At 53.6% G+C, this 22,287-nt stretch carries 18 protein-coding genes; 7 read left to right on the forward strand and 11 right to left on the reverse strand.

Annotated elements, in window-relative coordinates; genetic code table 11:
* Positions 1-124 precede the first annotated feature (124 nt).
* Both FCL42_RS08435 and FCL42_RS08440 read left to right on the forward strand, forming a co-directional pair.
* Positions 125-1,669 carry a phosphoenolpyruvate carboxykinase gene (locus FCL42_RS08435; protein ID WP_136862960.1) on the forward strand — a complete coding sequence of 515 codons (1,545 nt, stop codon included), beginning with the start codon at positions 125-127 and terminating at the stop codon, positions 1,667-1,669.
* Between the two features lie 364 nt (positions 1,670-2,033).
* A complete protein-coding gene (locus FCL42_RS08440) occupies positions 2,034-3,803 on the forward strand; it encodes a S8 family peptidase (protein WP_136862961.1) in 1,770 nt (589 codons plus the stop codon).
* A gap of 56 nt (positions 3,804-3,859) precedes the next feature.
* Here FCL42_RS08440 and FCL42_RS08445 read toward each other — a convergent pair whose 3' ends face one another.
* The 4 genes from FCL42_RS08445 to greB are packed head-to-tail and all read right to left on the reverse strand — an operon-like array spanning position 3,860 to position 7,221.
* Complete coding sequence (locus FCL42_RS08445; protein WP_136862962.1) at positions 3,860-4,630, reverse strand: SdiA-regulated/phytase-like domain-containing protein; 771 nt, start codon at positions 4,628-4,630, stop codon at positions 3,860-3,862.
* A 38-nt stretch (positions 4,631-4,668) separates the two neighbouring features.
* Positions 4,669-5,967 carry a two-component system sensor histidine kinase EnvZ gene (gene envZ, locus FCL42_RS08450; RefSeq protein ID WP_136862963.1) on the reverse strand — a complete coding sequence of 433 codons (1,299 nt, stop codon included), beginning with the start codon at positions 5,965-5,967 and terminating at the stop codon, positions 4,669-4,671.
* 39 nt (positions 5,968-6,006) lie between these two features.
* A complete protein-coding gene (gene ompR / locus FCL42_RS08455; RefSeq protein ID WP_136862964.1) occupies positions 6,007-6,732 on the reverse strand; it encodes an osmolarity response regulator transcription factor OmpR in 726 nt (241 codons plus the stop codon).
* Between the two features lie 9 nt (positions 6,733-6,741).
* A complete protein-coding gene (gene greB, locus FCL42_RS08460) occupies positions 6,742-7,221 on the reverse strand; it encodes a transcription elongation factor GreB (protein ID WP_136862965.1) in 480 nt (159 codons plus the stop codon).
* A 91-nt stretch (positions 7,222-7,312) separates the two neighbouring features.
* On the opposite strand from greB, the gene FCL42_RS08465 reads away from it, so the two are divergent.
* Complete coding sequence (locus FCL42_RS08465) at positions 7,313-9,652, forward strand: Tex family protein (protein ID WP_136862966.1); 2,340 nt, start codon at positions 7,313-7,315, stop codon at positions 9,650-9,652.
* 7 nt (positions 9,653-9,659) lie between these two features.
* Here FCL42_RS08465 and FCL42_RS08470 read toward each other — a convergent pair whose 3' ends face one another.
* Positions 9,660-10,124, reverse strand: coding sequence for a hypothetical protein (locus FCL42_RS08470; RefSeq protein WP_136862967.1), 465 nt, complete (start codon positions 10,122-10,124; stop codon positions 9,660-9,662).
* Between the two features lie 55 nt (positions 10,125-10,179).
* Positions 10,180-10,968, reverse strand: coding sequence for a pimeloyl-ACP methyl ester esterase BioH (gene bioH, locus FCL42_RS08475; protein WP_136862968.1), 789 nt, complete (start codon positions 10,966-10,968; stop codon positions 10,180-10,182).
* Between bioH and FCL42_RS08480 the strand changes: the two genes are divergently transcribed.
* Positions 10,967-11,704 carry a ComF family protein gene (locus tag FCL42_RS08480; RefSeq protein WP_136862969.1) on the forward strand — a complete coding sequence of 246 codons (738 nt, stop codon included), beginning with the start codon at positions 10,967-10,969 and terminating at the stop codon, positions 11,702-11,704. The genes bioH and FCL42_RS08480 overlap by 2 nt on opposite strands.
* Here the strand turns inward: FCL42_RS08480 and FCL42_RS08485 are convergent.
* The gene (locus FCL42_RS08485; RefSeq protein ID WP_136862970.1) at positions 11,701-14,187 is read right to left on the reverse strand and encodes a M14 family zinc carboxypeptidase; all 2,487 of its coding nucleotides are present in this window, start codon (positions 14,185-14,187) and stop codon (positions 11,701-11,703) included. The two genes, FCL42_RS08480 and FCL42_RS08485, sit on opposite strands and share 4 nt — an antisense overlap.
* A gap of 175 nt (positions 14,188-14,362) precedes the next feature.
* Here FCL42_RS08485 and nfuA point away from each other — a divergent pair, with 175 nt between their 5' ends.
* Positions 14,363-14,941 carry a Fe-S biogenesis protein NfuA gene (nfuA, locus tag FCL42_RS08490; protein WP_136862971.1) on the forward strand — a complete coding sequence of 193 codons (579 nt, stop codon included), beginning with the start codon at positions 14,363-14,365 and terminating at the stop codon, positions 14,939-14,941.
* 74 nt (positions 14,942-15,015) lie between these two features.
* On the opposite strand, the gene FCL42_RS08495 is transcribed toward nfuA, so the two are convergent.
* Positions 15,016-16,356, reverse strand: a complete 1,341-nt coding sequence (locus tag FCL42_RS08495) for an MATE family efflux transporter (protein WP_136862972.1) — start codon at positions 16,354-16,356, stop codon at positions 15,016-15,018.
* A 19-nt stretch (positions 16,357-16,375) separates the two neighbouring features.
* Between FCL42_RS08495 and FCL42_RS08500 the strand changes: the two genes are divergently transcribed.
* The gene (locus FCL42_RS08500) at positions 16,376-17,428 is read left to right on the forward strand and encodes a polysaccharide deacetylase family protein (protein WP_136862973.1); all 1,053 of its coding nucleotides are present in this window, start codon (positions 16,376-16,378) and stop codon (positions 17,426-17,428) included.
* Between the two features lie 58 nt (positions 17,429-17,486).
* Here the strand turns inward: FCL42_RS08500 and FCL42_RS08505 are convergent, their stop codons facing one another.
* From FCL42_RS08505 to FCL42_RS08515, 3 genes are read right to left on the reverse strand one after another with little or no spacing between them, the layout of a single operon-like run.
* On the reverse strand, positions 17,487-17,954 hold the full coding sequence (locus tag FCL42_RS08505) for a MarR family winged helix-turn-helix transcriptional regulator (RefSeq protein WP_136862974.1): 468 nt from the start codon (positions 17,952-17,954) through the stop codon (positions 17,487-17,489).
* On the reverse strand, positions 17,902-18,927 hold the full coding sequence (locus FCL42_RS08510; RefSeq protein ID WP_136862975.1) for a DUF2955 domain-containing protein: 1,026 nt from the start codon (positions 18,925-18,927) through the stop codon (positions 17,902-17,904). The genes FCL42_RS08505 and FCL42_RS08510 overlap by 53 nt, the downstream gene beginning before the upstream one ends.
* Positions 18,928-18,939: 12 nt before the next feature.
* Positions 18,940-19,989: an HlyD family secretion protein gene (locus FCL42_RS08515; RefSeq protein WP_136862976.1), complete on the reverse strand. Its 1,050-nt coding sequence runs from the start codon at positions 19,987-19,989 to the stop codon at positions 18,940-18,942.
* A 297-nt stretch (positions 19,990-20,286) separates the two neighbouring features.
* Here FCL42_RS08515 and FCL42_RS08520 point away from each other — a divergent pair, with 297 nt between their 5' ends.
* Positions 20,287-22,206: a hypothetical protein gene (locus FCL42_RS08520; RefSeq protein ID WP_136862977.1), complete on the forward strand. Its 1,920-nt coding sequence runs from the start codon at positions 20,287-20,289 to the stop codon at positions 22,204-22,206.
* The last annotated feature ends 81 nt before the right edge of the window (positions 22,207-22,287 follow it).

The following is a 22,287-nucleotide window of genomic DNA, read 5'->3' on the forward strand; positions in this document are numbered from 1 at the left end:
CACCCCCGCTACACTCCGCCTAGGACATTGCTTTTTCCGGAAATTCCCCCGAACCGTCGGGAATTCTCCCCTACCCTAACTAGCAAAAGATGGCGGCGGCCATCGCCAAGGAGTCGATAGAACGATGGCAACAAGCAGGACGCAAATAATCAAAAATCTAACCAGTAGTGAACTGGTTGAATACGCACTCAAACGTGGTGAAGGAGTACTGGCGGATAATGGTGCCCTAAGCGTTGAAACCGGCGCTCGAACCGGCCGCTCGCCGAACGATCGCTTCATCGTGCAAGAGCCCAGCACTCAAGCCGACATCGACTGGGGTAAAGTCAATAAGGCGATTGACGCCGATAAATTCGATGCCCTTTGGGCTCAGGTAGAAGCCTATCTGGCGGAACGCGAATGCTTCCAGTCTGAATTGGAAGTAGGCGCCGACCCTGAGCACTACCTTCCGGTTCGCGTCACTACCGAAACCGCTTGGCATCAGCTGTTTGCCCGCAACCTGTTTATCGTTCCAAAGAAGTTCAACCAGGCCGACAAAGCCGAATGGCAGATACTGAACGCCCCAGGATTTCAGTGTGTCCCAGAACGGGATGGCACCAACTCCGAGGGCTGCGTCATCATCAACTTTGCGCAGCGCAAAGTGCTGCTGGCGGGCATGCGCTATGCCGGTGAAATGAAAAAATCGATGTTCTCGGTGCAGAACTTCCTGTTACCAGCCAAAGGAGTATTGCCGATGCACTGCTCTGCCAATGTTGGCGAAAAAGGCGATACCACTCTATTTTTCGGCCTCTCCGGCACTGGGAAAACCACCCTATCCGCGGATCCGAAACGCTCTCTGATCGGGGATGACGAACACGGTTGGGCTGCGGGCGGTGTATTCAACATCGAAGGCGGCTGCTACGCCAAGTGCATCGACCTGTCTGCCAAAAATGAACCGGTAATCTGGAATGCCATCCACTTTGGTACTGTGCTGGAAAACGTTATCCTCGACGACAATCGCACTCCAGACTACAAAGACGATCGCCTGACTCAAAACAGCCGTGCCGCTTACCCACTGGAGCACATCGAGCGTCGCATCGAAGCCAACCGTGGCGCCGAGCCCAATGCCGTAGTGTTCCTAACCTGTGACGTTTCTGGTGTCCTGCCTCCGGTCTCCTGTTTGAGTAAAGAAGCCGCCGCGTACCATTTCCTTTCCGGTTACACCGCGAAAGTGGGTTCCACCGAGATGGGTTCCAGTGCTGGCATTGAGTCCACCTTCTCCACCTGTTTTGGCGCCCCATTCTTCCCGCGCCCAGCAGGGGTGTACGCAGAGCTGCTGATGAAACGCATCGAAAGCTTCGATACCAAGGTCTACCTAGTTAATACCGGTTGGACCGGCGGCCCATACGGTGAAGGTAAACGCTTTGATATCCCTACCACTCGCGCCATCATCGATGCCATCGTATCCGGTGAGTTAGCCGATGCGCCAACCGAGCACCTGCCGGAGCTGAACCTGTCAATTCCCACTGAGGTCACCGGCGTCGATAGCCAGTTGCTCAACCCTAAAATGACATGGAAGGATGGTCAGGCTTATGACCGCTATGCGGCTAAACTGGCCGCTGAGTTTCGTGAAAATTTCACCAAATATGAAGTAGATGAGCGTATTGTTGCTGCCGGTCCGGCCGCGAGCTGACGCTCAATAACCTAAAAATTTCCTTGGCCGCAACTATTGCGGCCAATTTTTTTTCTGAGATTTTTCTGATCTCGGCTCACAAAAACACTCGCCAATCACTTACAACCGCCATTGGAACAACTGAAAGTGCAGAAAGTATACAAAATGACAACTGCTTGATTGCACTGGTTTTGCAGGAAATTGCACCAAGCTGAATCAGAGCAAAGCGCTATTTTCAATGAATTCATAACTGTAAAAGTTTAATTACATTCTGAACTAAGTCATAAATCACGCACATTGTTCGGTTTTTCTGGTGCTGCTACTTTCAAATTGGTCTCAGCAATGACGCAGAGGCTCAATCATTCATAAAAGAAAGGAAGCAACAATGACAACCAGACATTCACTCAGCAAGCTGGCCATCGCCAGTTCGCTCGGACTGATCTGCAGCGGTGTATCTGCAAGCCAATCACCTCTGGAACTGAATGCCTCCGTTTCACCACAAGCTGGCGTAGGTAAACACACCCGTTTCATCGTGAAGTACCACGATCAAAACGTTGGCCCATCCCTGATGTCCAGCCTAGCGGGCAGCGAACAATCCAAGTTGATGCGCCAAAAAGCCACAGAGCTATCAAGCCAACTAGGCAACCGCATCGAATTCGTCCGCAAAATGGGCCTGGCGCAACACCACGTATTCCGCATCGACGCAAATCTGGATGCCAGCCAAGCAAAACAGACCATGCGTGCAATGATGGCCGCGGACGCCAACATCGCTTCCATCGAAATCGATCGCATGATGCAGCCAATGGCCACTCCAAACGACAGCCGTTATGACGATCAATGGCACTACTTTGAAGCAGCCGCTGGCATGAACCTGCCAGCGGCTTGGGATAACGCTACCGGTGCCGGTTCTGTCGTCGCGGTACTGGATACAGGTTATCGTCCTCACGCCGATTTAAACGCCAATTTGTTACCGGGTTATGACATGATCAACGATACCTTCGTATCCGTTGATGGTGACGGCCGCGACAACGACGCAACCGACCCAGGTGATCACGTTCTTCAAGGCGAGTGTGGCAATGGCTACCCTGAGCAGGACCAAGGCTCCAGCTGGCACGGTACCCACGTAGCTGGCACCGTAGCAGCAGTTTCCAATAACAATGCGGGCGTTGCTGGTGTGGCGTACGACGCCAAAATTGTGCCTGTTCGAGTTCTAGGTAAGTGTGGTGGTTACACCTCTGACATCGCCGACGGCATCATCTGGGCTTCCGGTGGCAGTGTTTCTGGCGTACCAGCCAACGCCAACCCAGCGGATGTCATCAACATGAGCTTGGGCGGCGGCGGCAGCTGTAGCTCCGTGACTCAGTCTGCAATCAATACCGCTCGCGCCAATGGCGCTACCGTGGTGGTGGCAGCGGGTAACTCTAACGCCAACGCCTCCAACTACACCCCGGCTAGCTGTGATGGCGTCATCACCGTTGCGTCTCTGGGTCGTGATGCATCCCGTGCCTACTACTCCAACTACGGCAGCGTCGTTGATGTGTCTGCACCAGGCGGTGCCATGAGCTTTGCTGGCGATCCAAACGGCATTTTGTCGACTTACAATTCGGGTTCAACCACTCCAGGCAGCGACAGCTATGACTACCTGCAGGGTACCTCCATGGCTGCACCTCACGTGGCCGGTCTGGTTGCCCTGTTGTATGAAGCCGACAGCAACATGACTCCAGACAACGCCGAGAGCATCCTGAAGAGCACTGCCCGTGCCGACGATTGTTCCAACTGCGGTGTTGGCCTAGTTGACTCAGCTGCAGCAGTCACTGCCGCCATCAACGGCGATAACGGTGGCGGTGGTGGCGATGCCGACACTGTGACCTATGACAATCTGTCAGCAAGCCGCCGCCAGTGGGTGTACTACACCGTTGACGTACCTGCGGGTGCCACTAACCTAACCGCTACCATCACCGGCGGCAGCGGCGATGCGGATCTGTATACGCGCTTTGGAAGCCAGCCAACCACTGGCAGTTACGAGTGCCGTCCATACGAAAATGGCAACGAGGAAACTTGCTCGAAAGCCAACCCTCAGGCAGGCACTTGGCACATCGGCGTACGCGCTTACCGCGCTTTCTCTGGCGTGAGTCTAACCATTAGCTATCAGTAATAGCTTTGGCTTAAACGAACAGGGCACCTTGCGGTGCCCTGTTTTTCCATAAGACGCTATTTAAAATCCGGTTTCCACAACTGCCACTTGCGGTCGCTAACGTCGCTGGACTCTCTAGCCAAAAGCAGCGTCTTAGCGTCAATCCAAGTGATCGCCTCCCACTGGCCGTCAGATACCGGCTTATATTGTTTGGCACTGTCCCAATCAACACCATTCTCATCCATGTTGGCAATCCAGACGAAAGGGTTGAAATCCAGACCACCGCGATATCCTAAGAGCGCAATTCGACCTGACTCTTTATTCCATTCCGCCGCCGTAATCTGCCCCCAAACCGGCAGTGTCTGTATGGCTTCAATTTCATAGTCGCCCGGTTGCTTGGAGAGCTTATAGACGCGGCTCTGCTGATCGCCCCAGTTCTTACTGAAGACCCACAGTGACTTTTCCGTCGCCGCTAGCGCTTCACAATCGAAGTTATGGGTATACCCCTTGCGACTAAAGTTAGTTTGCTCTTTAAACTTGAACCGGATCGGTACCGCACTCACCTCGTCGCTGTCTGTTGCCGGAATTGGGGTGCGATAGACAGTAAGATCGCGGCGATTGCCGCGGTTATTGCCGCAATCGGCCGCAAACAGGTACTTACCGTCGTTAGTTACGTCTTCCCAATCTCTGGCATCCGCCCCCTCAAATTCCAGCTCATTGAGGAACTCTCCTTGGCTGGTAAAACGAAACAGTCTGGGACTATCGCCGCTGTCATTATGAGCCCACAAGTTGCTGCCATCCCAGGTGACCCCTGAGATCTCTTTGAGTGCATAAGGAATGGGTTTCATTGGCGCCGCCTCAATCGTTAAGGCGGCAGTTAACACTATTATCGAGGTAACCATACGATCGCTTCTAATCCTCCTTGGGGACGGTTGGCTAAGCGAATACGTCCACCTTCCCCATCAATCACCCGTTTTACAATGGCCAAGCCTAAGCCGGACCCAACACTGCCACGGGCGATATCGCCCTGAGTGAAGGGCTCAAATAAAGTTTCAATCTGAGATTCTGGAATGCCAGGGCCATTATCAGCGATGCTGAACCACACCCAGTGCTTATCAAAGCCGGATCTCAACTTGAGGTCACCTCCACCATAACGGACACCGTTCTCCACTAAATTGGTAATGACGCGCTTGATGGCCACCAAAGGTAACTCAATCTCAGGAGTATCACCGAGATCCAGCTCAACCTGTGTGTGCCGAAGCTCTTCTTGATGAGCGGCCTCCTTAAGCAGGGTATCTAGGGAGCATGACGTTGCGACTTCATCTGGATTACCACGAACAAATTCAATGAATTGGTCGATGATCTGGTTCATATCATCGATGTCGTGCTCGATGCCCTCTTTCAAGAAGGCATCGGCATCACTCATCATTTCGCTGGCAAGGCGGATTCGAGTCAGAGGGGTACGCAGATCGTGGGACACCCCTGCCAGCAGCAGTTGCCGGTCCGCTTCTAGCTGCTTCATTGAACGGGACATCTGGTTAAACGCTTGGGTCACCGCCACCACTTCCGCCGGGCCTTTCAGTGGCAGAGGATCTGGGAAGCGTCCTCGAGATACCACCATGGCCGCTCGCTGCAACCGCCGCAGTGGCCGACTTTGCTGCCGAGCAAACCACCAACCGCCAGCCACCGAAAGCGCGCCAATCACCATCAGGTAGATGGTTAGGGGCGAGATCACCGATTCATCAAACCCGGTCAACGGCACTCGAAGCCAGATGGATGGGGCTTGAGGCGGGCGAATCCAGATTAAATACTCTTCACCGAAGGAGATGCGAACCTCGGCATCCCCCCCCAAGTATTCCGACATCTGCTTGGAGAGCACCATATAAAGCCGAGCCTGATTGAGGCCATGCTCTCGAGCTTCGGGTTGAGTGAAGGCTTCCATATAACCATCATCAGCCAGCTTATCTCGCAACGCATCCACCACAGTCAGGCGACTGCGGTCGGTCTCAAGGTCTCGAAACAACAGCTCGACCTGCCGCGCCAACAGTTGGTTGATCTGCTGAGTTGAGGGCCTCACCACATAGATGTCCATGGAGATGTAGGACACCAACTGGTTAATCAGCAGCAAACAGCCGATCAACAGTACGGTTTGACCAAAATTACTTCTGGGCAGCAGTTTAGCCATTAACAATGTCCACTATTGGCATCACGCAACACGCCGCAGTTACTTGGCTGAAGCACCATCAGGCACAAATACATAGCCCAAACCCCATACGGTTTGAATGTAACGGGGGCTGCTTGGATCTTCTTCAATCAACCGGCGCAGGCGAGAAACCTGTACGTCAATGGAGCGCTCCAACGCACTGTAATCACGACCACGGGCCTGATTCATCAGCTTATCGCGGCTCATGGGCTCTCGAGGGTTAGACACCAGCACCTTCAACACCGCAAACTCTCCGGAGGTCAGGGCGATGGCTTCATCGGACTTAAACATCTCTCGAGTCGCCAGATTCAGGCGATATTCACCAAACTCAACCACCTGTTCGGTCTGGGAGGGTGCGCCAGGCAGTTCCGCAGGATTACGACGCAGTACCGCTTTGATGCGCGCCAATAGCTCACGAGGGTTGAAAGGTTTTGGCAGGTAATCATCAGCACCCAGCTCCAAACCGATGATGCGATCCACTTCATCCCCTTTGGCGGTAAGCATTACGATAGGGATCGGGTTATTGGCTTGGCGCAGACGGCGACAGATGCTGAGCCCATCTTCGCCGGGCAGCATCAAATCCAACACGATCAGGTGAAAGTTTTCCCGCTCCAACAAGCGGTCCATCTGTTCCGCATTCGCGGCGGCACGAACTTGATAGCCCTGCTCACCGAGATAGCGCTCAATCAATGCGCGTAGTCGTAGATCGTCATCGACCACCAAAATCTTGGACGTTTCCTGATTCATTGTGTCCCCTTACTCTGCCTTATAGCGAATCTGGTTGATGTAATAGAGCTGTTCACTCTCTGGCGTGCGAACCACCACCTCGTCATCCACCTGTTTGCCCAGCAATGCTCGGGCCAGCGGTGAATCGATACTGATCTTTCCCTCTCGCACATTAAATTCGTCTGGGCCCACCAAGCGGTAGGTGACCAGGTCGCCGGCCTCCGACTCCAACTCCACCCAGGCACCAAAATAGACCTTGCCCTCCTGACGAGGGTCCGGTTCGACGATGCGTATCTGCTCCATCCGTTTTGACAGAAAGCGCACTCGGCGGTCGATCTCTCTGAGCCGTTTCTTACCATAGATGTATTCGGCGTTCTCCGAACGATCTCCCAAAGCGGCAGCCTCTTGCACCGCTTGGGTCACCCGTGGGCGCTCATCCTTCCACAGGAACTTCAGCTCCTGCTCCATGGCATTCCACCCTTCTCGGGTGATCAAATTGGCTTTCTTCATCTGGCTTCAAACTATTAGTGGATCAATCGCGAATCGGTCTGTGATAGATTCTGGAGACTTTAATTCAACCCATACAGGTAGTTCGCTCTCCATGCAGACCATCGCTCACATACTCGCACAAGAACTCGATGTCCGCACCCAACAAGTGGAAGCCACCATCGCTCTGTTCGATGATGGCGCTACGGTGCCCTTTGTTGCCCGTTACCGAAAAGAGGTAACCGGCGGTTTGGACGACGGTCAGTTGCGACAACTCGATAGCCGATTAACCTACCTGCGTGAATTGGACGCACGACGTCAAACGATTCTGCAAAGCATTGAGCAACAAGGCAAGCTTGATACAAGTCTGGTTACAAAGATTCAAAATGTCACCACAAAAACCGAACTTGAAGACCTCTATCTGCCCTATAAACCCAAACGCCGTACCAAAGGCCAGATCGCCATCGAAGCAGGCATCGAGCCTTTAGCGGATAAATTACTGGAAAACCGTCAGTTGGATCCGGAAACCACCGCCGCTGAATTCTTCAATGCCGAGTCCGGCTTTGACAACACCAAAGCGGTACTCGATGGCGCCAGAGCCATCCTGATGGAACGTTTTGCCGAGCAAGCACCTGTGGTCTCCGCCGTCCGCCAACACATGCAGCGACACAGCGAAATGCAGGTTCGCGTGGTTGCAGGCCAAGAGCAGGCGGGCGCAAAGTTCCGCGATTACTTCGAGCACAATGAAAACTGGAAACGGATCCCCTCTCACCGAGCCCTAGCCATGCTGCGGGGGCGCAACGAAGGGGTATTGTCTCTGTCGCTGGAAGCCGACCCGAATAAGGATCCAGCCCAGAAGGGCAGCGTTTGCGAGGCGATCATCGCCGACCAACTGGATCTGCGCCTGGGCAACCACCCAGCAGATCAATGGCTTAAAACCGTCGTTCAGTGGACTTGGAAGGTAAAACTGAGCCTGCAGATGGAGAGCGAGTTGATTGCCGATCTACGCGAGCGGGCCGAAACCGACGCTATCAAGGTTTTCGCCGACAACTTGGGCGATCTATTAATGGCAGCCCCTGCGGGCCCACGCGCAACCCTGGGCTTGGACCCAGGTCTTCGCACTGGAGTGAAGGTGGTGGTGGTCGACCACACCGGTAAACTGCTGGCAACCGACACCATCTACCCTCATGCGCCGCGAAATCAGTGGGATCAATCCATCGCCAGCTTGGCGAAGCTTGCTAAAGCCCATCAGGTGGAGCTGGTGGCCATCGGCAATGGCACCGCCAGCCGCGAGACCGACAAACTGGCGGCGGATCTGGCCAAACGTCATCCAGAGCTGAAACTGCAGAAAGTGATGGTCTCCGAAGCCGGTGCCTCAGTTTATTCCGCTTCGGAAACCGCCGCTAAGGAGTTCCCTGAGCTGGATGTGTCTCTACGAGGCGCAGTCTCTATCGCCCGCCGCCTGCAAGATCCAATGGCGGAGCTGGTGAAGATCGACCCCAAATCCATTGGTGTTGGCCAATATCAGCACGACGTCAGCCAAACCCAACTGGCTCACTCTCTCGATGCGGTAGTGGAAGACTGCGTAAACGGCGTGGGTGTGGACGTGAATATCGCCTCCGCCGCCCTGCTGAAACGAGTTGCTGGCCTGACGCCGACGCTGGCACAGAACATCGTCGATTACCGCGATGCCAACGGCGTCTTCGCCGAGCGTAAACAGCTGCTTAAAGTGCCGCGCTTGGGGCCAAAAGCCTTTGAACAGTGCGCTGGCTTCCTGCGAATCACCAAGGGCAAGAATCCGCTGGATGCCTCCGGTGTGCACCCAGAGTCTTACAGCCTAGTGAAAGCGATCAGCACACACACCGGCAAAGGCATCGATGAACTCATCGGCAACAGCTCGCTGCTCAAATCATTGAAGCCAAATCAGTTTGCCACTGACCAATTTGGACTCCCTACGGTTACCGACGTACTCGCTGAGCTGGACAAGCCGGGCCGAGATCCTCGGGGCCAGTTTGAGACCGCTGAATTTGCCGACGGCGTAGAAACCCTCAAAGATCTTGAGCCAGGAATGGTGCTACAAGGGGTGGTGACCAACGTGACCCACTTTGGCGCCTTCGTCGACATCGGTGTACACCAAGATGGTTTAGTGCACATCTCCGCCCTATCGCACCAATTTGTGGACGACCCCCGCAAGGTGGTGAAAACCGGCGATGTGGTTAAGGTGAAAGTGATGGAGGTGGAGATCGACCGCAAACGCATCGGCCTATCTATGCGTCTAGACGATGAGCCAGGTCAAAGCCGCGCCAAACCTGCAGCTCGAAGCGATAAGCCTCGTACCAATGGGAATCATCGCGGGGAGCGGCAATCACAGCCTCGACAGCGCCAAACACAGAACACGGGCAACAGCGCCATGGGCAGCGCCTTCGCCGATGCTTTTAAAAAGGCCAAGCGCTAGCTTTTACTTAAGCTCGGCCCTGAAAGGCGGGCGGTTCAACGGGAAACGCCCGCTGCTGATAATAGCGACTGAGCACTTGGGTAAAGCGCTGATATTCATCATCACTAAGCTGAGACACTGGGTGATTTTGCTTGTAACGTGAGATCGGCTTGGCCATCTCACGATTCGCACTGGGGCGATCGAAGGTGGGAGGCTGCCACAGCTCAAAATCAAAGCCGGAACCGCCCTTCTGTTCAGACGAATCTTGAGCGTCTTCCTGCTGATCTTCCTGTTGATTACTGCGGCGTTTGAGGGGTTTCCCGTGCTCGGCAATGCGCTCATGTTCCGGATCCAATGCCCGCTCAGAGGCGGATTTATCCGCCTCTTTGGGGGGAACCACAGGCGCATGAGTCACCGCCTGCTGCCGAGCACTGTCGGTAGCCGGATTGGTGGTGACTATGGGCACTTGTGGATAATTGGAAACCAGAAACATCGCTTCTCCTCTTCTGGTTAATTATTCTCCAATTATCCTAAAAAGTAAAAATCGTTCAGCGTCTTATAAAGGCAGAGATTGACTCGATAACCTGCTGAGGGTGGGAGATAAACGGCGCATGAGACGCCTTCTCAAGCACCACTCGCTCCGCGCTAGGGGCGACGTGTTGTCGCTGCCCTTGGCCACGAGCGGGAACCAACGCATCCAATCGGCCCTCAATTTGCAGCCAAGGTGCTTTAATTTCAGTAAGTTGGCTACGAAGATCCACCTGTTGTAACAGCAGCAAGCCATCGACTAGCGCCTTAGGATGTGGGTCTGGGCTGTCCGCCAGTCTCAGCCGCAACGCCTTGATGTCCTGACGTGCGGTATCGCTGCCCATGGCCTGCAGGGCAATAAAACGATCCAAGGTGGCATTGATGTCGTCACTGAGTGCTTGGGCAAACCCCGACAGCACCTTAGGTTTAATGCCGGGCCAATCCTCATCGGCAACGAACTTCGGCGTACTCGCCACGGTAATCAACTGGCTCACCAACTGAGGGTGCTCGATCGCCAGCTTAGTCGCCACCAATCCACCTAGAGACCAGCCTAACACCACCACATCAGGCGTACCCTCAAGCTGTTTGGCGAGCTCATCCACCATGGCCTCCAGCGTCAACTCAGGCCAAGCCGGCGAGTGGCCAAAGCCGGGTAGATCCACAACTCCAACTCGATAGCCTTGTGTCTCAAGCTTGTTGGCAAAGTCATTGAACACTTCCCCGTTCATGCCCCAGCCGTGAATCAGCAACAGCGGTATCCCCTTCTGGCCACGCCAAGTTAACTGCATTGGGGCTAAGCTTACCGTCATGAATTACCTCAAAAAGACCGCACTGTGGTTGTTGGACGCCAGTCTACCCAACCGCTGTTACTTGTGCCACGTTCCAATGCAGGACGGAGGTGGCCTGTGTGCCCTATGTCTGTCTGATGCACAATTGGGGCAAGTCTGCCTTCATTGCCATAAACCATTAGCCCATGCGCCACCCCATCGTTGTGGTTCCTGCCTCAAGCGCCAGCGGTGGCGCCCTACAATCAGCGGCTTAAACTATCACCATCCCGCTGGACGCTTTGTTGGGCTAGGCAAACAGCGGCGTCAGCCCTCGCTGTACACTGCTGCATTGGCGCCCCTAATCACCAAACTCAATCAGCTTCAGCAGCAGGGTTTACTGATTACCCCCGATGCCTTAGTGGCGGTGCCTATCCATCGCACACGACTCAGGCAACTTGGGTTTAATCATGCCCATATCATCGCCAAACAGTTGGGAGACGCGCTGGGAATCGAGGTGATAGAGAACCTAGTCGGCAAGCACCACTGCACCGCCAATCAGCAGCAACTGGACGCCAAAGCCAGACGTCGCAACCTCAAACAGGCGTTCTCAGTAACACAAACAGGAAAAGGGCAAAATCTCGCCCTAATTGACGATGTGATCACCACGGGTTCCACGTTGTCGGAGCTCAGTGGTGAGCTCACCCGAAACGGATTTCGGGTGAGTCAAAGTTGGACTCTGGCCAGTGCCCTCTATCGAACACCGAACCAGTCAAACTAATGCAGTGCAGGCACCATAAACAGAGCATTGGCCACAATGCGCTCAGAGCCCAGCCAGAAGTTACGGAACAGTGGATTGTCCGACAGTGCCACCACCACACCTTGGCCTACAGGGGTTACCACGGCACTGGCTTCATTGCCCACCGTTTGCTGGTAGGCCTCAGCCATGAAGCCCGACAGCAGCGGCTGCTCATCATAGGTCGCCACCACACGGCCAATTTCAGACGGCGCCAAGACCATCTCTCGGTCTTTCATCATCGGCAGTTGATGGCCTAAGCCATAAGCCAGAGGATGGCTCACATCCAACTGCCAGTTGACGATGGCACCACCAATGGTGCGCTTAGCGCGATCCGCCGAACGCTCAGCAAATTGCGGGCTAGGCTCATCAAACTGTTGTTGCAGATCCTGGCGACCTTTAATGTCAAATGGCGCCATGCCTTTACGAGCCAGCGCCTCAGCACCGCCTTGCCAAGCCACCAACACGCCCCCTTCCCGCACAAAGCGTTCAATGCGGGCCTGGAGTTTGGCGTCCAATTGACGATAGCGACCGTCCACCATAAACAGGTGGGTAAAATCTTCCATCGGCACCCGAGCGGCGTATTCACCATCAACCAAGGTTGCGGCAATGCCCACCTGTTGATCCAAGTAATTCCACAACTGGCCCACCTCATACTGGCTGGTGTTTCGACCCACCAAAATCATCGGCTTAACTGCGTTTAGAGAGTGGAACTTGCGGCTACCCAAATCTGGACCGTTCAAAGCCTGACCGCGAACAATGGCCTCTGGTACCACTCCCATTTCCGCAATCTGAGGCAGCAGAATCTCCAAGTTGGGCTGTCGCCCCTGAATCATCAAGGCTCCGGGCTCAACGTCAACGCTACCCGTTCGCCCTTGCAGCCGTGCTTCAGTTTCTATGAAACGCACTCGCACGCCGGCATTGAGCAGTGTGTTGAGCGCTTTGGGGGTGGCGCGGTGCTCCCACGGGATCACCCAAGCCAGTGCCGGTTGATAATCAAATGATACGCTGGAATCAGAACTCGGTCGCCAATCGGGCTCTCGGCGCAGATCGGCAACCTCCAAGTTAAAGGCTAAGTCCACCGCAAACGCCGACACATCGTAAAAAGTGTTGTCCTCAAACTCGGTACGATGATCAAATAGAGCCTCGACTAGGGCGTACTTAGGCTGGGCAAACGGGATAAATAGACTGTCACTGGCGAACTGAATGTCTGATGCCTCAAGCGCCTCTTCGGTCCAGCCAAACTGAACCTGATGGGCGCTCAATACCTCCGCGAGCGCCGCCAAACGCCCTTGATCACCTCGGGCACCAACCACTAAACCACTGCCTTTACTATCTTCACCTCGTTCAAGGGAGTCGACATAAAAATCACGCTGATACTGCACCAACGCCTGCTGCTGCTCATAGCTGCCACGCACGGTTGAAAACGACGTCGCCAATTGATTGCGAATCGCCTCACGGAAGGTGCGCTTGCCAAAATCGGTGTCACGAATGTGGCCTCGCACCGACGCCTGCTCAAACAGAATGCCAACGCCACCATTGATGTCAGGATAGGTTGAGCCCTTGCCATAGTAAAAGTCATCAAAGGACTCTTTAGAGAAGTATGGTTGACCAATGGCGTCCAGAGCTTCGGCATGATAACGACCCAACGCCGCCGTCAATGACTGGTTCTGGGTTGGCGTTAGCGGATGAGTTCGGCTTGGCACTCCCGGCTGAAAGAAGTAACTGGCGTTGTGGCCCATCTCGTGGAAATCTCCCACCACATGAGGCTGCCAACGCTGGTACACCGCCACTCGGCCTCGACTCTCTGGATGACGCAGATAGAGCCAGTCGCGATTAAGGTCCGCCATAAAGTGGTTCACTCGACCACTGGGCCACCCCTGGAAATGTTCCCGGTGCCAATCGCTGCCGTTGAGGTTATGACCGGTGTAACTGTTCACCCAGTTGGCGAAGCGATCATTACCATCAGGGTTCTGGCTCGGGGTAATCAGAATGACCATCTCATCCAGCCAACGCTCCACCTCTGGCGAGGTTGAGGCCGCCAGATAGTAAGCAAACAGGGTGCCCGCATGCAGACCACTGGCCTCATCCCCATGAATGGAATACGCCAGCCACACCACCGTTGGGCCGCCAACGGCATCACCATTGGTGACCTTGGCGCGCTTAGCCAAAATATTGTCCAGATTCTGTTGGTTACGCTCTGAGGTGATCACCGCCGCAATCTGCTGACGACCTTGATGACTCAGCCCCGCGGATTCAATCGCCACTCGGGGGGACTGCTCCGCAAGGGTGCGAAAATAGTGCAGCACCTGATCGTATCTCAGATGACGCTTACCCACCGGTTGGCCAAAGGCCTGCTCCGGCTGAGTAACAGTGTTTAGGTAGGTATCGTCGGGCAGCAGCGGGTCAGAACTGGCCCAAGAAACAATGGGGAGTAGAAGTAAAAACAGCAGTAATTGACGCATCATTCCATGACTATCTTGTTGTTATATGTTCACGCCATGCTACCAGCTACAGGGGGTCACTATCCAACAAAGCGTGATCGAGATCCCAAGCTAGGGCTATAATCTGCCCCCTCAAGGGAGTATGATTCGAGTATCCGACTCCATTAGTCAGGCATTAGCCGCAGTGTAGAGAGCAGTTATGATCACCATTACCGAAGCCGCTCAGGGCCATTTCAAAAAGTTGCTTGAGCAGCAGCCGGAAGGCACCAATATCCGAGTTTTCGTTATCAATCCAGGCACCCCTCAAGCGGAGTGCGGGGTATCTTACTGCCCTGACGATGCCGTTGAAGCGGATGATACTCGCCTTAACTTTGAAGGCTTTGACGCACTGGTTGACGAGAAGAGCGTACCTTTCCTAGAGGAAGCCTTCATCGATTACGTCACCGATCAGTTGGGTTCTCAACTGACCCTGAAAGCCCCGAACGCTAAGATGCGTAAAGTGGCCGACGATGCGCCTCTGAGAGAGCGCCTAGACTACGTTATCCAGTCTCAAGTTAACCCTCAGTTGGCCAGCCACGGCGGCTTCATCACTCTGGTCGAACTGACCGATAACGGCACTGCTGTCATCCAGTTCGGCGGTGGCTGTAACGGCTGCTCCATGGTAGACGTGACCCTGAAAGATGGCATCGAAAAACAGCTGCTGGAAGAGTTTGCTGGTGAACTGAGTGCCGTTAAAGACGTGACTGAACATGAACATGGCGACCACTCATTCTACTAAGCGTTAACACCAACAACGCTGGATAAGATCGCCAAACGCCAAGGCAGTTGCCTTGGCGTTTTTTATGGCGAAGCTCAATCTAATTTAGCCTGCTCTGGCAGCCGAAGCCGATATCGGTAGTGCCACGCCAGCGTCAGCCCTCGCAGCAGCATAAAGCCATCCAGCGCCAGCCACAGTGCGTGATTGCCCCAATCTCGACACAGCCAAAACAGTACAAAAAAGCCGATGGCCGACACCAACATCGAGTTGCGCATGATGCTACCTTGGGCCGCGCCGATGTACACCCCATCGAATAAAAAGCAGCTGAACGCCAACACAGGTAACATCACCACCCAAATAAGGTGAGTACTGGCCACTTGCTGCACTTCCTCAATACCGGTCATCAAACTGATAAACCAATCCCCCAGCCCCCAAAATAGCAGCGCAAAGATCAGAGCGGTCATTGCCGACCACACCCAACACAGCAGCACCGCTTGCTTTAGCTGTTCGGCTTTTTTGGCCCCCCAAGCCCTGGCTACCTCCACTTCGGCGCTGTAGGCAAAGCCATCCAGAGCGTAGGAGATCAGCAGCATGAAATTCAGCAACACCGCGTTCGCCGCCACCACCAAATCCCCCATTCGAGCCCCCATGATGGTGATAAAGCTCAAGCAGGCCTGAAGGCATAAGGTACGAATAAAGATGTCTCGATTCAGTCGCAGCAAACGCCCCACCCCCTGCCACTGCGGCACTAACTTAGACCAAGCGAGAGCATCATGCTGCTTAAGCACCTTGGCCACCAGATATAGCGCCAGCATCAAGGTGCCATACTCAGCCAGCACGCTGGCCCAAGCGGCACCGGCAACGCCCCAACCAAAGCCCACCACAAACAGCAGATCCAAACTAATATTGAGGCCATTACCCAGAATAAGCTGCCACATGGCCACCTTAGGCATGCCTCGCCCAAGCAGGAAGCCCAGTAGCACCAGATTGGTCAACGCCGCTGGCGCCCCCCAGATTCGGATGCCAAAGTACTGGGCGCCATAGTGCTGAACTTCACTGCTTCCCCCCGCCAAAGGAATGCCCCACTCCATAACTGGCCACTGCAGAACCAACGCGGTGAAGGCCAGCAGCAGCGCCAACATCACCCCTTGGGATAACACCCGAGTTTGCGCTGAAAAATCATCAGCGCCATGCCCCTGAGCCACCAGTGCAGTGGTGCTCATGCGTAAAAAACCAAGAATCCACAGAATTAGGGTTATAATCATCGACCCTAAGGCGACGCCCCCGAGATAGTAGGCGTGGTCAAGATGACCTATCACCGCCGTGTCCACCAGACCCAATAGGGGAATGGTGATGTTTGACAGTATCATGGGCCACGCCAGCGCAAAGGTGCGCTTGTGGGCCTCAGGCTGCTTAAGGATGGCGGCTATGGACATAAAACGTTGGAACCCTAAGATGAATAGACTTTTCAATGGGCTGATGTTGATCATCAGCCTAGCGCTGCTAGTGCCAGCTCATGCTGGTGTGATTCTGCAGTACCACCATGTTAGCGACAATACGCCCGCCAGCACCAGTGTTACGCCGCAGCAGTTTGCCGAGCAGATGGCTTACTTAAACGACAACCAGTTTAATGTGGTGCCCCTGTCGACCTTAATCGATGCCATCAAACAGAAGCAGACCTTGCCGCCGAAAACCGTCGCCATCACCTTCGATGATGGCTACCAAAACGTGGCCGACAATGCTCACCCCATTCTAAAGCGCTACGGCTACCCCTACACCTTGTTTGTCAGCATTGAGCCCATTGAAAAGGGCTTCAGAGAGATGATGGACTGGGATGCTCTGCGAGTGCTGTCGAATGAAGGTGCGACCATCGCCAACCACAGCTATGGTCACGAACACCTGATCCACATGCTGGATGGCGAAACCCAACAGCAGTGGCTAGCTCGCATCATCGATAACATCGAACGCACTGAGGCCGCGATTGAAAAAGAGGTAGGTTATAGCGTCAAACAACTGGCCTACCCTTATGGCGAGTACAATCTGACGTTGGCTGCGGCACTGGCAGAGCTGGGCTATGTGGGCATTGGTCAGCACTCCGGCGCGGCAGGCCCTTATTCCGATCTAACCGCCGTTCCCCGTTACCCTGTCGCTGGCCCCTATGCGGAGATGTCGAGCTTAAAAGTAAAACTGCACAGCCTCAACATGCCGGTGATTAAGATCCAAGGCAACGAACCACAACTGATGGACAATGACCGCCCTCTGCTGTCGGTCACTCTAGCCAGCGACGATCTGCGCCGCGATACCCTGATGTGCTACATCCAAGGCCAAGGCGGTAAAAAACCAACCTGGAGTGATGATCACAGCTTTACCATTCAAGCCGATCTGCCTCTGCCTGCAGGACGCAGTCGCTACAACTGCACCGCCGCCAGCAAGTCGAGCAATGGTTACTACTGGTTCTCCCAACCTTGGGTAAAACCCAACAGCGACGGCAGCTGGCCCGCCGAGTGATACTGGCTGACCACGATCAAAAAGGGCTCACTGAGCCCCTTTTTTCTGTTTACAGAAGTTAGTCCACCAGCACATCACTGCGTACCAACTTCTGCATTAGTCTAGATAGCTGCTGCTGTTCATCGTCAGACAGCTGAGTCAGAAAGTGATCTTTGCCCGCAGCGACTAACGGCGCGCAGTTTGCTACAACCTGCTCCCCTAAAGGAGTGAGTGACAATAGCTTAGTCTTCTTGTTTTCTAAGCTTTTACTGGCTTCAATCAGTTCCAGCTTAATGCCGTTATCCACTAAACGTTTAGCAACCGAACGATTGCGAAGCAGGTAATCCGCTAACTGCTGCTGGCTGATCTGGCCATGCTGGCTCAAAACTCGAAGAGCGCCAAACATCTCCAAAGAGATCGAATGCTTGCCACCAGGCAGGCTCCCCAACTCCGCCCGAAACTGTTTGTAAGCTAAACCCATTAAAAACATCGGGCTAGCATCCAATTCGGCCACCCCGGTGATCGACACTGTGCTTTTGTCTTCCATAGATGACTCCCTGCCAGACAAATAGTAACCCCAGCACCACGGTCATATACCAAGCGCGCATGGCAGTATCTTGCACGCCTAGGTCGGTACTGGTCATGTATAACTGAATGGGCAACATTATGCCTAAAAGCCCACTGTAATGCGTAGCTTGATCCGCTAAATCGCTGCAAATCATGCTGTAAGCAACAACCCCTACCAACATCAACAGCATCACACCAAATACCATCATCGATCCCTGGTGCCCCATCAACAAAAACTGAAACATCAACGCAATGGAACAGCCGCCTACGTGCGCCTTAAAAGTGTTGATCAATACCCCTTGATAGGCGGGCCGCTGAGCCTGACTGACAGCAATGATCACCGGCACCATGCAGAAAGCCGCCGACAATAGGTTCACCATCATCAAAAATGCCAAACCGATTCCAAGCGACGCCACAAAGAACATCCGCTGACCAAAGGTGACGTCAACCGTCGGTGGCTGGGGACGGCTCACGTCCGGGGCAGGTAAAAACCAACACACCAAACGCACCACCAGCAGAGTCACCAAAATACTGGCGACCATGTCTCTAACCCAACCGGTCATATCGATAGGTGATTGTTGGGAAAACACGATAATCAAAATCCAGGTCAGCACAGGCATCACCATCTGTCCCACTTTGGCTGGGCTATTGGCGCGGCGTCTGACTAAATCAAACACCCATAGGCTAATGCACCAGATCACAAAGGGGTGGGCGGAAAACAGCTCATGGGTAAACCTGGCGCCAACGGCGAAAGCCAACACGGGCAAAAATGCTTTCATTAGCCCTTCGGTCGACAGGCTTGGCGCTCGCGTTACTGCAACCACCGGAAACAGTGCCAGATAGACTGAAGTCGTGAACTGCAACAGATGCTGACTGAGCATAGTCAAGGTCACAATCAGCGTGATGCGGGCAATACTTGTCCATTGCACTTGAGTCAAACCAAATAGCGCCATGAGCTGTTTTCCTTAAACGAGGTAACGAAGGAGTGAGAGTGCCGCCATCCAGCCTTGAGCAATGCCATCCCAAACTGAGTTGCTGGAAACCACCATCACACTGGCCTTGGATCCAGAAAACAGAGCAGCATCTAACGAGTCCACATGAATTTGAGTACGCACTTTCTGTTGATCTCGAATCCAACGGTCATCATTAACCACCTGAGCAAGGCCAGTTGCGTCACTAGAAGAGTCGTAAATTGCTTGCTCTCGGCTGTGCAATTGCCCCTCAAACACCTGACCCGGTAGACCATCAAAAACCAAGCGAACCTGAGTGCCGGGCTGCAGCTTAGCCAACCCCTTCTCATTGAAATCGGCATTGATCCAGCTGTGCTTAGCATCCACTAGGTAGAGGATTGGCGAACCGGCACTGACGTAGGTTCCCTGACTCAAATTGAGATTACTGATTACTCCATCCACAGGAGCAACAATGCGGGTTTTAGCCAGATCCAGCTGCGCCAATTCCAATGCAGCTTTCGCAGAGGCGATGGCCCCCTGCTCGCTCATTTGTGCCAACTCCGCTTCTAATCTGGCAACGTCTGCAGTCGCAGCACTTACCGCTTGTTCACTGACCAGTTCCGCATTACGACTGTCGTCCAGTTGCTGCTGACTCACCAAACGCTCTACAAACAGAGTTTCATCACGCTGACGCTTACGGTCCGAATTCAGATGCTCCTGCTGGCGCTGACTCAATGTGGCCTTAGCACCATTAAGCTGCTGTCGCTTAGCAATCTCACTCTGCATCGCCTGTTGCAGCGCTGCTTGAGCTTGCTCCAACGCCAGTTGATAACGAGTGGAGTCCAGCTGCACCAGCAGCTCTCCTTTCGTCACCCTCTGACCATTGGTGACCGCCAATTCACTAATGGGAGCGGAGACCTCTGCGGCAATGCGACTCGTAGGGATATGCAGCTGAGCCTGAGTGGTAAACGGCGATACGGTATCGCTCACCACCAAAAAAATGGAAAACAGTGCGCTGCCAGCCAACACCAGATACAACGCCCATTGATAGACTTTTGAACTCATATTGTTTCACCTGCAACATAATCAATGAGCGCAAGTATACCGCTCATTGTTTCAGATGCAACAAAAATATTATTCTCAAACCAATAAAAATCACTGCGGAGATTCAACCTAAGCAGCTTCATCCAACTCTTGCCACTGAGCGGCCTCAGTGATCTGACTCATAAATTCCAAGCTCAAAAGGGGTTTTCTATGAGTAGTGACACCTGCTTTTCCAAGCCGTCAATTTCACACTTTAGCGGTTGAAACTCGCCCTCTTAAATGAGTTTTACCATCGATAAATCGAATCGGAGATGAAACGTGAAATTAACCCCCTTGGCAATTGCCACCGCCCTCACCCTGTCCCTGTCGGGCTGTGGCAGTGACAGCGATAACTCAGTGGAAACCCCAACCCCTGACTCAGGCTATCCACTCGAAAAGTACGTCGTAATGGACGTGGATCATCAACCTAAAACAATACGCACACACAAAGTGGTTTTTGGCCGCTTCGACGACAAGATCAAACCGTGGTCCAGAGACATTGCCTCCTTTGAAGATGGTAGCCCTAAACCCGACTATGACGCTGACAATGACGGTCGCATCACCGTCTGGGATGCCGAAGCCGCGGGCATCGTCAACCCAAGCATTGATTACCAAAATATCTCATCGAAACTCGTGGTTGAATTTCTGGCTCAAAACCCCGATGGCTTAGGACAATACAGCACTCGACCCGATGTATTTGTGCAAGGGCAATACAGCGTCTTCGACCTATTAAGATACATGGTCTATAGCGACGACAGCCTAAGATTTGAGTCAGTGACGCCCTATACCGAGTCCAAGTACAAAACCACCGAATTTGTGCTGTCACAAGACATCAACGGTGACGGTGACTTCACCAATGATGGCGAATACTCACAGTCATCCAATTGGTATTTCCGCTTCAAAACCAGCGGTGGTGATTTCATGCGTGCCATTGGCGAGCCCGACGGCGAAGCCACCTATCTGCGAATGGATGAGATGTGGGCCCAGGATGATATGGTGATTCGCTTCCAACCCTTCTATGAAGTCACCACCAAACGCCGACAGTACATCTGGCAAAAGGAAGTTGAACGCTTGGCCGCTCAAGGGGGCAAGTACCTGCTCGAACAACTTCGGGTGGTACCAAAGGCTGGCGGCATGCACAACCTAGTTGAAAACCTAGAGGTGACTGCCCATAACCTTCGCCCAGATGTGTTCCAGCCCGGTGTGATCACTGGTGTCGATCTGTTTATGTCCGCCATCGACCAAGGTTACGACATTAAACTAAGCTATTGGCCCACTCTGGATACTGGCGCGTCAGTTTACTCATACTCAATCAATGAAATTGAGGGCGACACCTCTTCTTCAGGTCAGGGTTGGATGATGCTGATAGGTGAGGACGAAATCGGCAAAGATTACGGCAATAAGCTAAACGCCTTGCCTCAATGTAATTGGGATCAAACCGGCGCTTCCGCCAGCAGCAGCGACTTCCCCATTGATGAGTGTTTGGCAGACTACCAATTTGGCTTCGGCGCCAACGTACTGCACCTGATGACTGACGTCTACGTCATGAATTATCCAAAGCAGTTTGCCCAAGCGGTGTGGGGAAGCCACTACCCTCAATGGGGCATGGAAGAGTATAACGGTAATGATGGCAGTAAAGACTATGACTTTGGGCAAGGCGACAGTGTCAGCCTAGAAAAATTAGTTGCTGAAACAGCCAGTGATTCAGCCACCATTTTGACTCCAACCCATTATGGCTGGGGCAAAGCTGACTGCATGTTGTGTCACGATGCAGACACCGGCCACAAAAACGGTGCCCCACTGCCGATCAACAGCGTCGATGGCTTTGATGAACCTCAAGCCTACTTCTGTGCCACCTGCCACGGCAGCAACGGCGCCCCGAAAGGGCACGGCGCCAGCGCACGCTGTTTCTGGTGTCACTCCAATTCAAAAACCCCAGACTTCCACGGCGACGCCTTTGCAAAACGCACCGTAAACAGCAAACTGGACGATATGCATCAAGCTTACGTGGATGGCGAACTGCCAGAGGATGTCTACTTCAATCATGGCTCGAAAACCAACACCATGACCCGAGATAAATCAGGTAACGCAGCATCTTACCCAGAATCCGGCGTCCAAAGCGGCACGAACTCTGATTGGAGTATGTCAAAGACCTTCCCAGATCCATACTCCTGTATGACCTGTCACGCGAATCCATAACCAAAAAAATCCGCCCCTAAGCATACGCTTAAGGGCGGATTCCACAATCGATCTCGGTTGCGTTTAAACGCCCTTCAAATA

This window comes from Ferrimonas aestuarii (assembly GCF_005116665.1).
GTDB classification, from domain to species: Bacteria; Pseudomonadota; Gammaproteobacteria; order Enterobacterales; family Shewanellaceae; genus Ferrimonas; species Ferrimonas aestuarii.

Excerpts from the sequence above, each read along its gene's own strand:
- FCL42_RS08515 (WP_136862976.1), bottom strand. The coding sequence starts at position 19,989 with ATGAGTTCAAAAGTCTATCAATGGGCGTTGTATCTGGTGTTGGCTGGC.
- FCL42_RS08510 (WP_136862975.1), bottom strand. The coding sequence starts at position 18,927 with ATGGCGCTATTTGGTTTGACTCAAGTGCAATGGACAAGTATTGCCCGC.
- nfuA (WP_136862971.1), top strand. The coding sequence starts at position 14,363 with ATGATCACCATTACCGAAGCCGCTCAGGGCCATTTCAAAAAGTTGCTT.
- ompR (WP_136862964.1), bottom strand. The coding sequence starts at position 6,732 with ATGAATCAGGAAACGTCCAAGATTTTGGTGGTCGATGACGATCTACGA.
- FCL42_RS08470 (WP_136862967.1), bottom strand. The coding sequence starts at position 10,124 with ATGTTTCTGGTTTCCAATTATCCACAAGTGCCCATAGTCACCACCAAT.
- FCL42_RS08500 (WP_136862973.1), top strand. The coding sequence starts at position 16,376 with ATGAATAGACTTTTCAATGGGCTGATGTTGATCATCAGCCTAGCGCTG.
- envZ (WP_136862963.1), bottom strand. The coding sequence starts at position 5,967 with ATGGCTAAACTGCTGCCCAGAAGTAATTTTGGTCAAACCGTACTGTTG.
- FCL42_RS08445 (WP_136862962.1), bottom strand. The coding sequence starts at position 4,630 with ATGAAACCCATTCCTTATGCACTCAAAGAGATCTCAGGGGTCACCTGG.
- FCL42_RS08440 (WP_136862961.1), top strand. The coding sequence starts at position 2,034 with ATGACAACCAGACATTCACTCAGCAAGCTGGCCATCGCCAGTTCGCTC.
- FCL42_RS08465 (WP_136862966.1), top strand. The coding sequence starts at position 7,313 with ATGCAGACCATCGCTCACATACTCGCACAAGAACTCGATGTCCGCACC.
- greB (WP_136862965.1), bottom strand. The coding sequence starts at position 7,221 with ATGAAGAAAGCCAATTTGATCACCCGAGAAGGGTGGAATGCCATGGAG.
- FCL42_RS08495 (WP_136862972.1), bottom strand. The coding sequence starts at position 16,356 with ATGTCCATAGCCGCCATCCTTAAGCAGCCTGAGGCCCACAAGCGCACC.
- FCL42_RS08480 (WP_136862969.1), top strand. The coding sequence starts at position 10,967 with ATGAATTACCTCAAAAAGACCGCACTGTGGTTGTTGGACGCCAGTCTA.
- bioH (WP_136862968.1), bottom strand. The coding sequence starts at position 10,968 with ATGACGGTAAGCTTAGCCCCAATGCAGTTAACTTGGCGTGGCCAGAAG.
- FCL42_RS08435 (WP_136862960.1), top strand. The coding sequence starts at position 125 with ATGGCAACAAGCAGGACGCAAATAATCAAAAATCTAACCAGTAGTGAA.
- FCL42_RS08485 (WP_136862970.1), bottom strand. The coding sequence starts at position 14,187 with ATGATGCGTCAATTACTGCTGTTTTTACTTCTACTCCCCATTGTTTCT.
- FCL42_RS08505 (WP_136862974.1), bottom strand. The coding sequence starts at position 17,954 with ATGGAAGACAAAAGCACAGTGTCGATCACCGGGGTGGCCGAATTGGAT.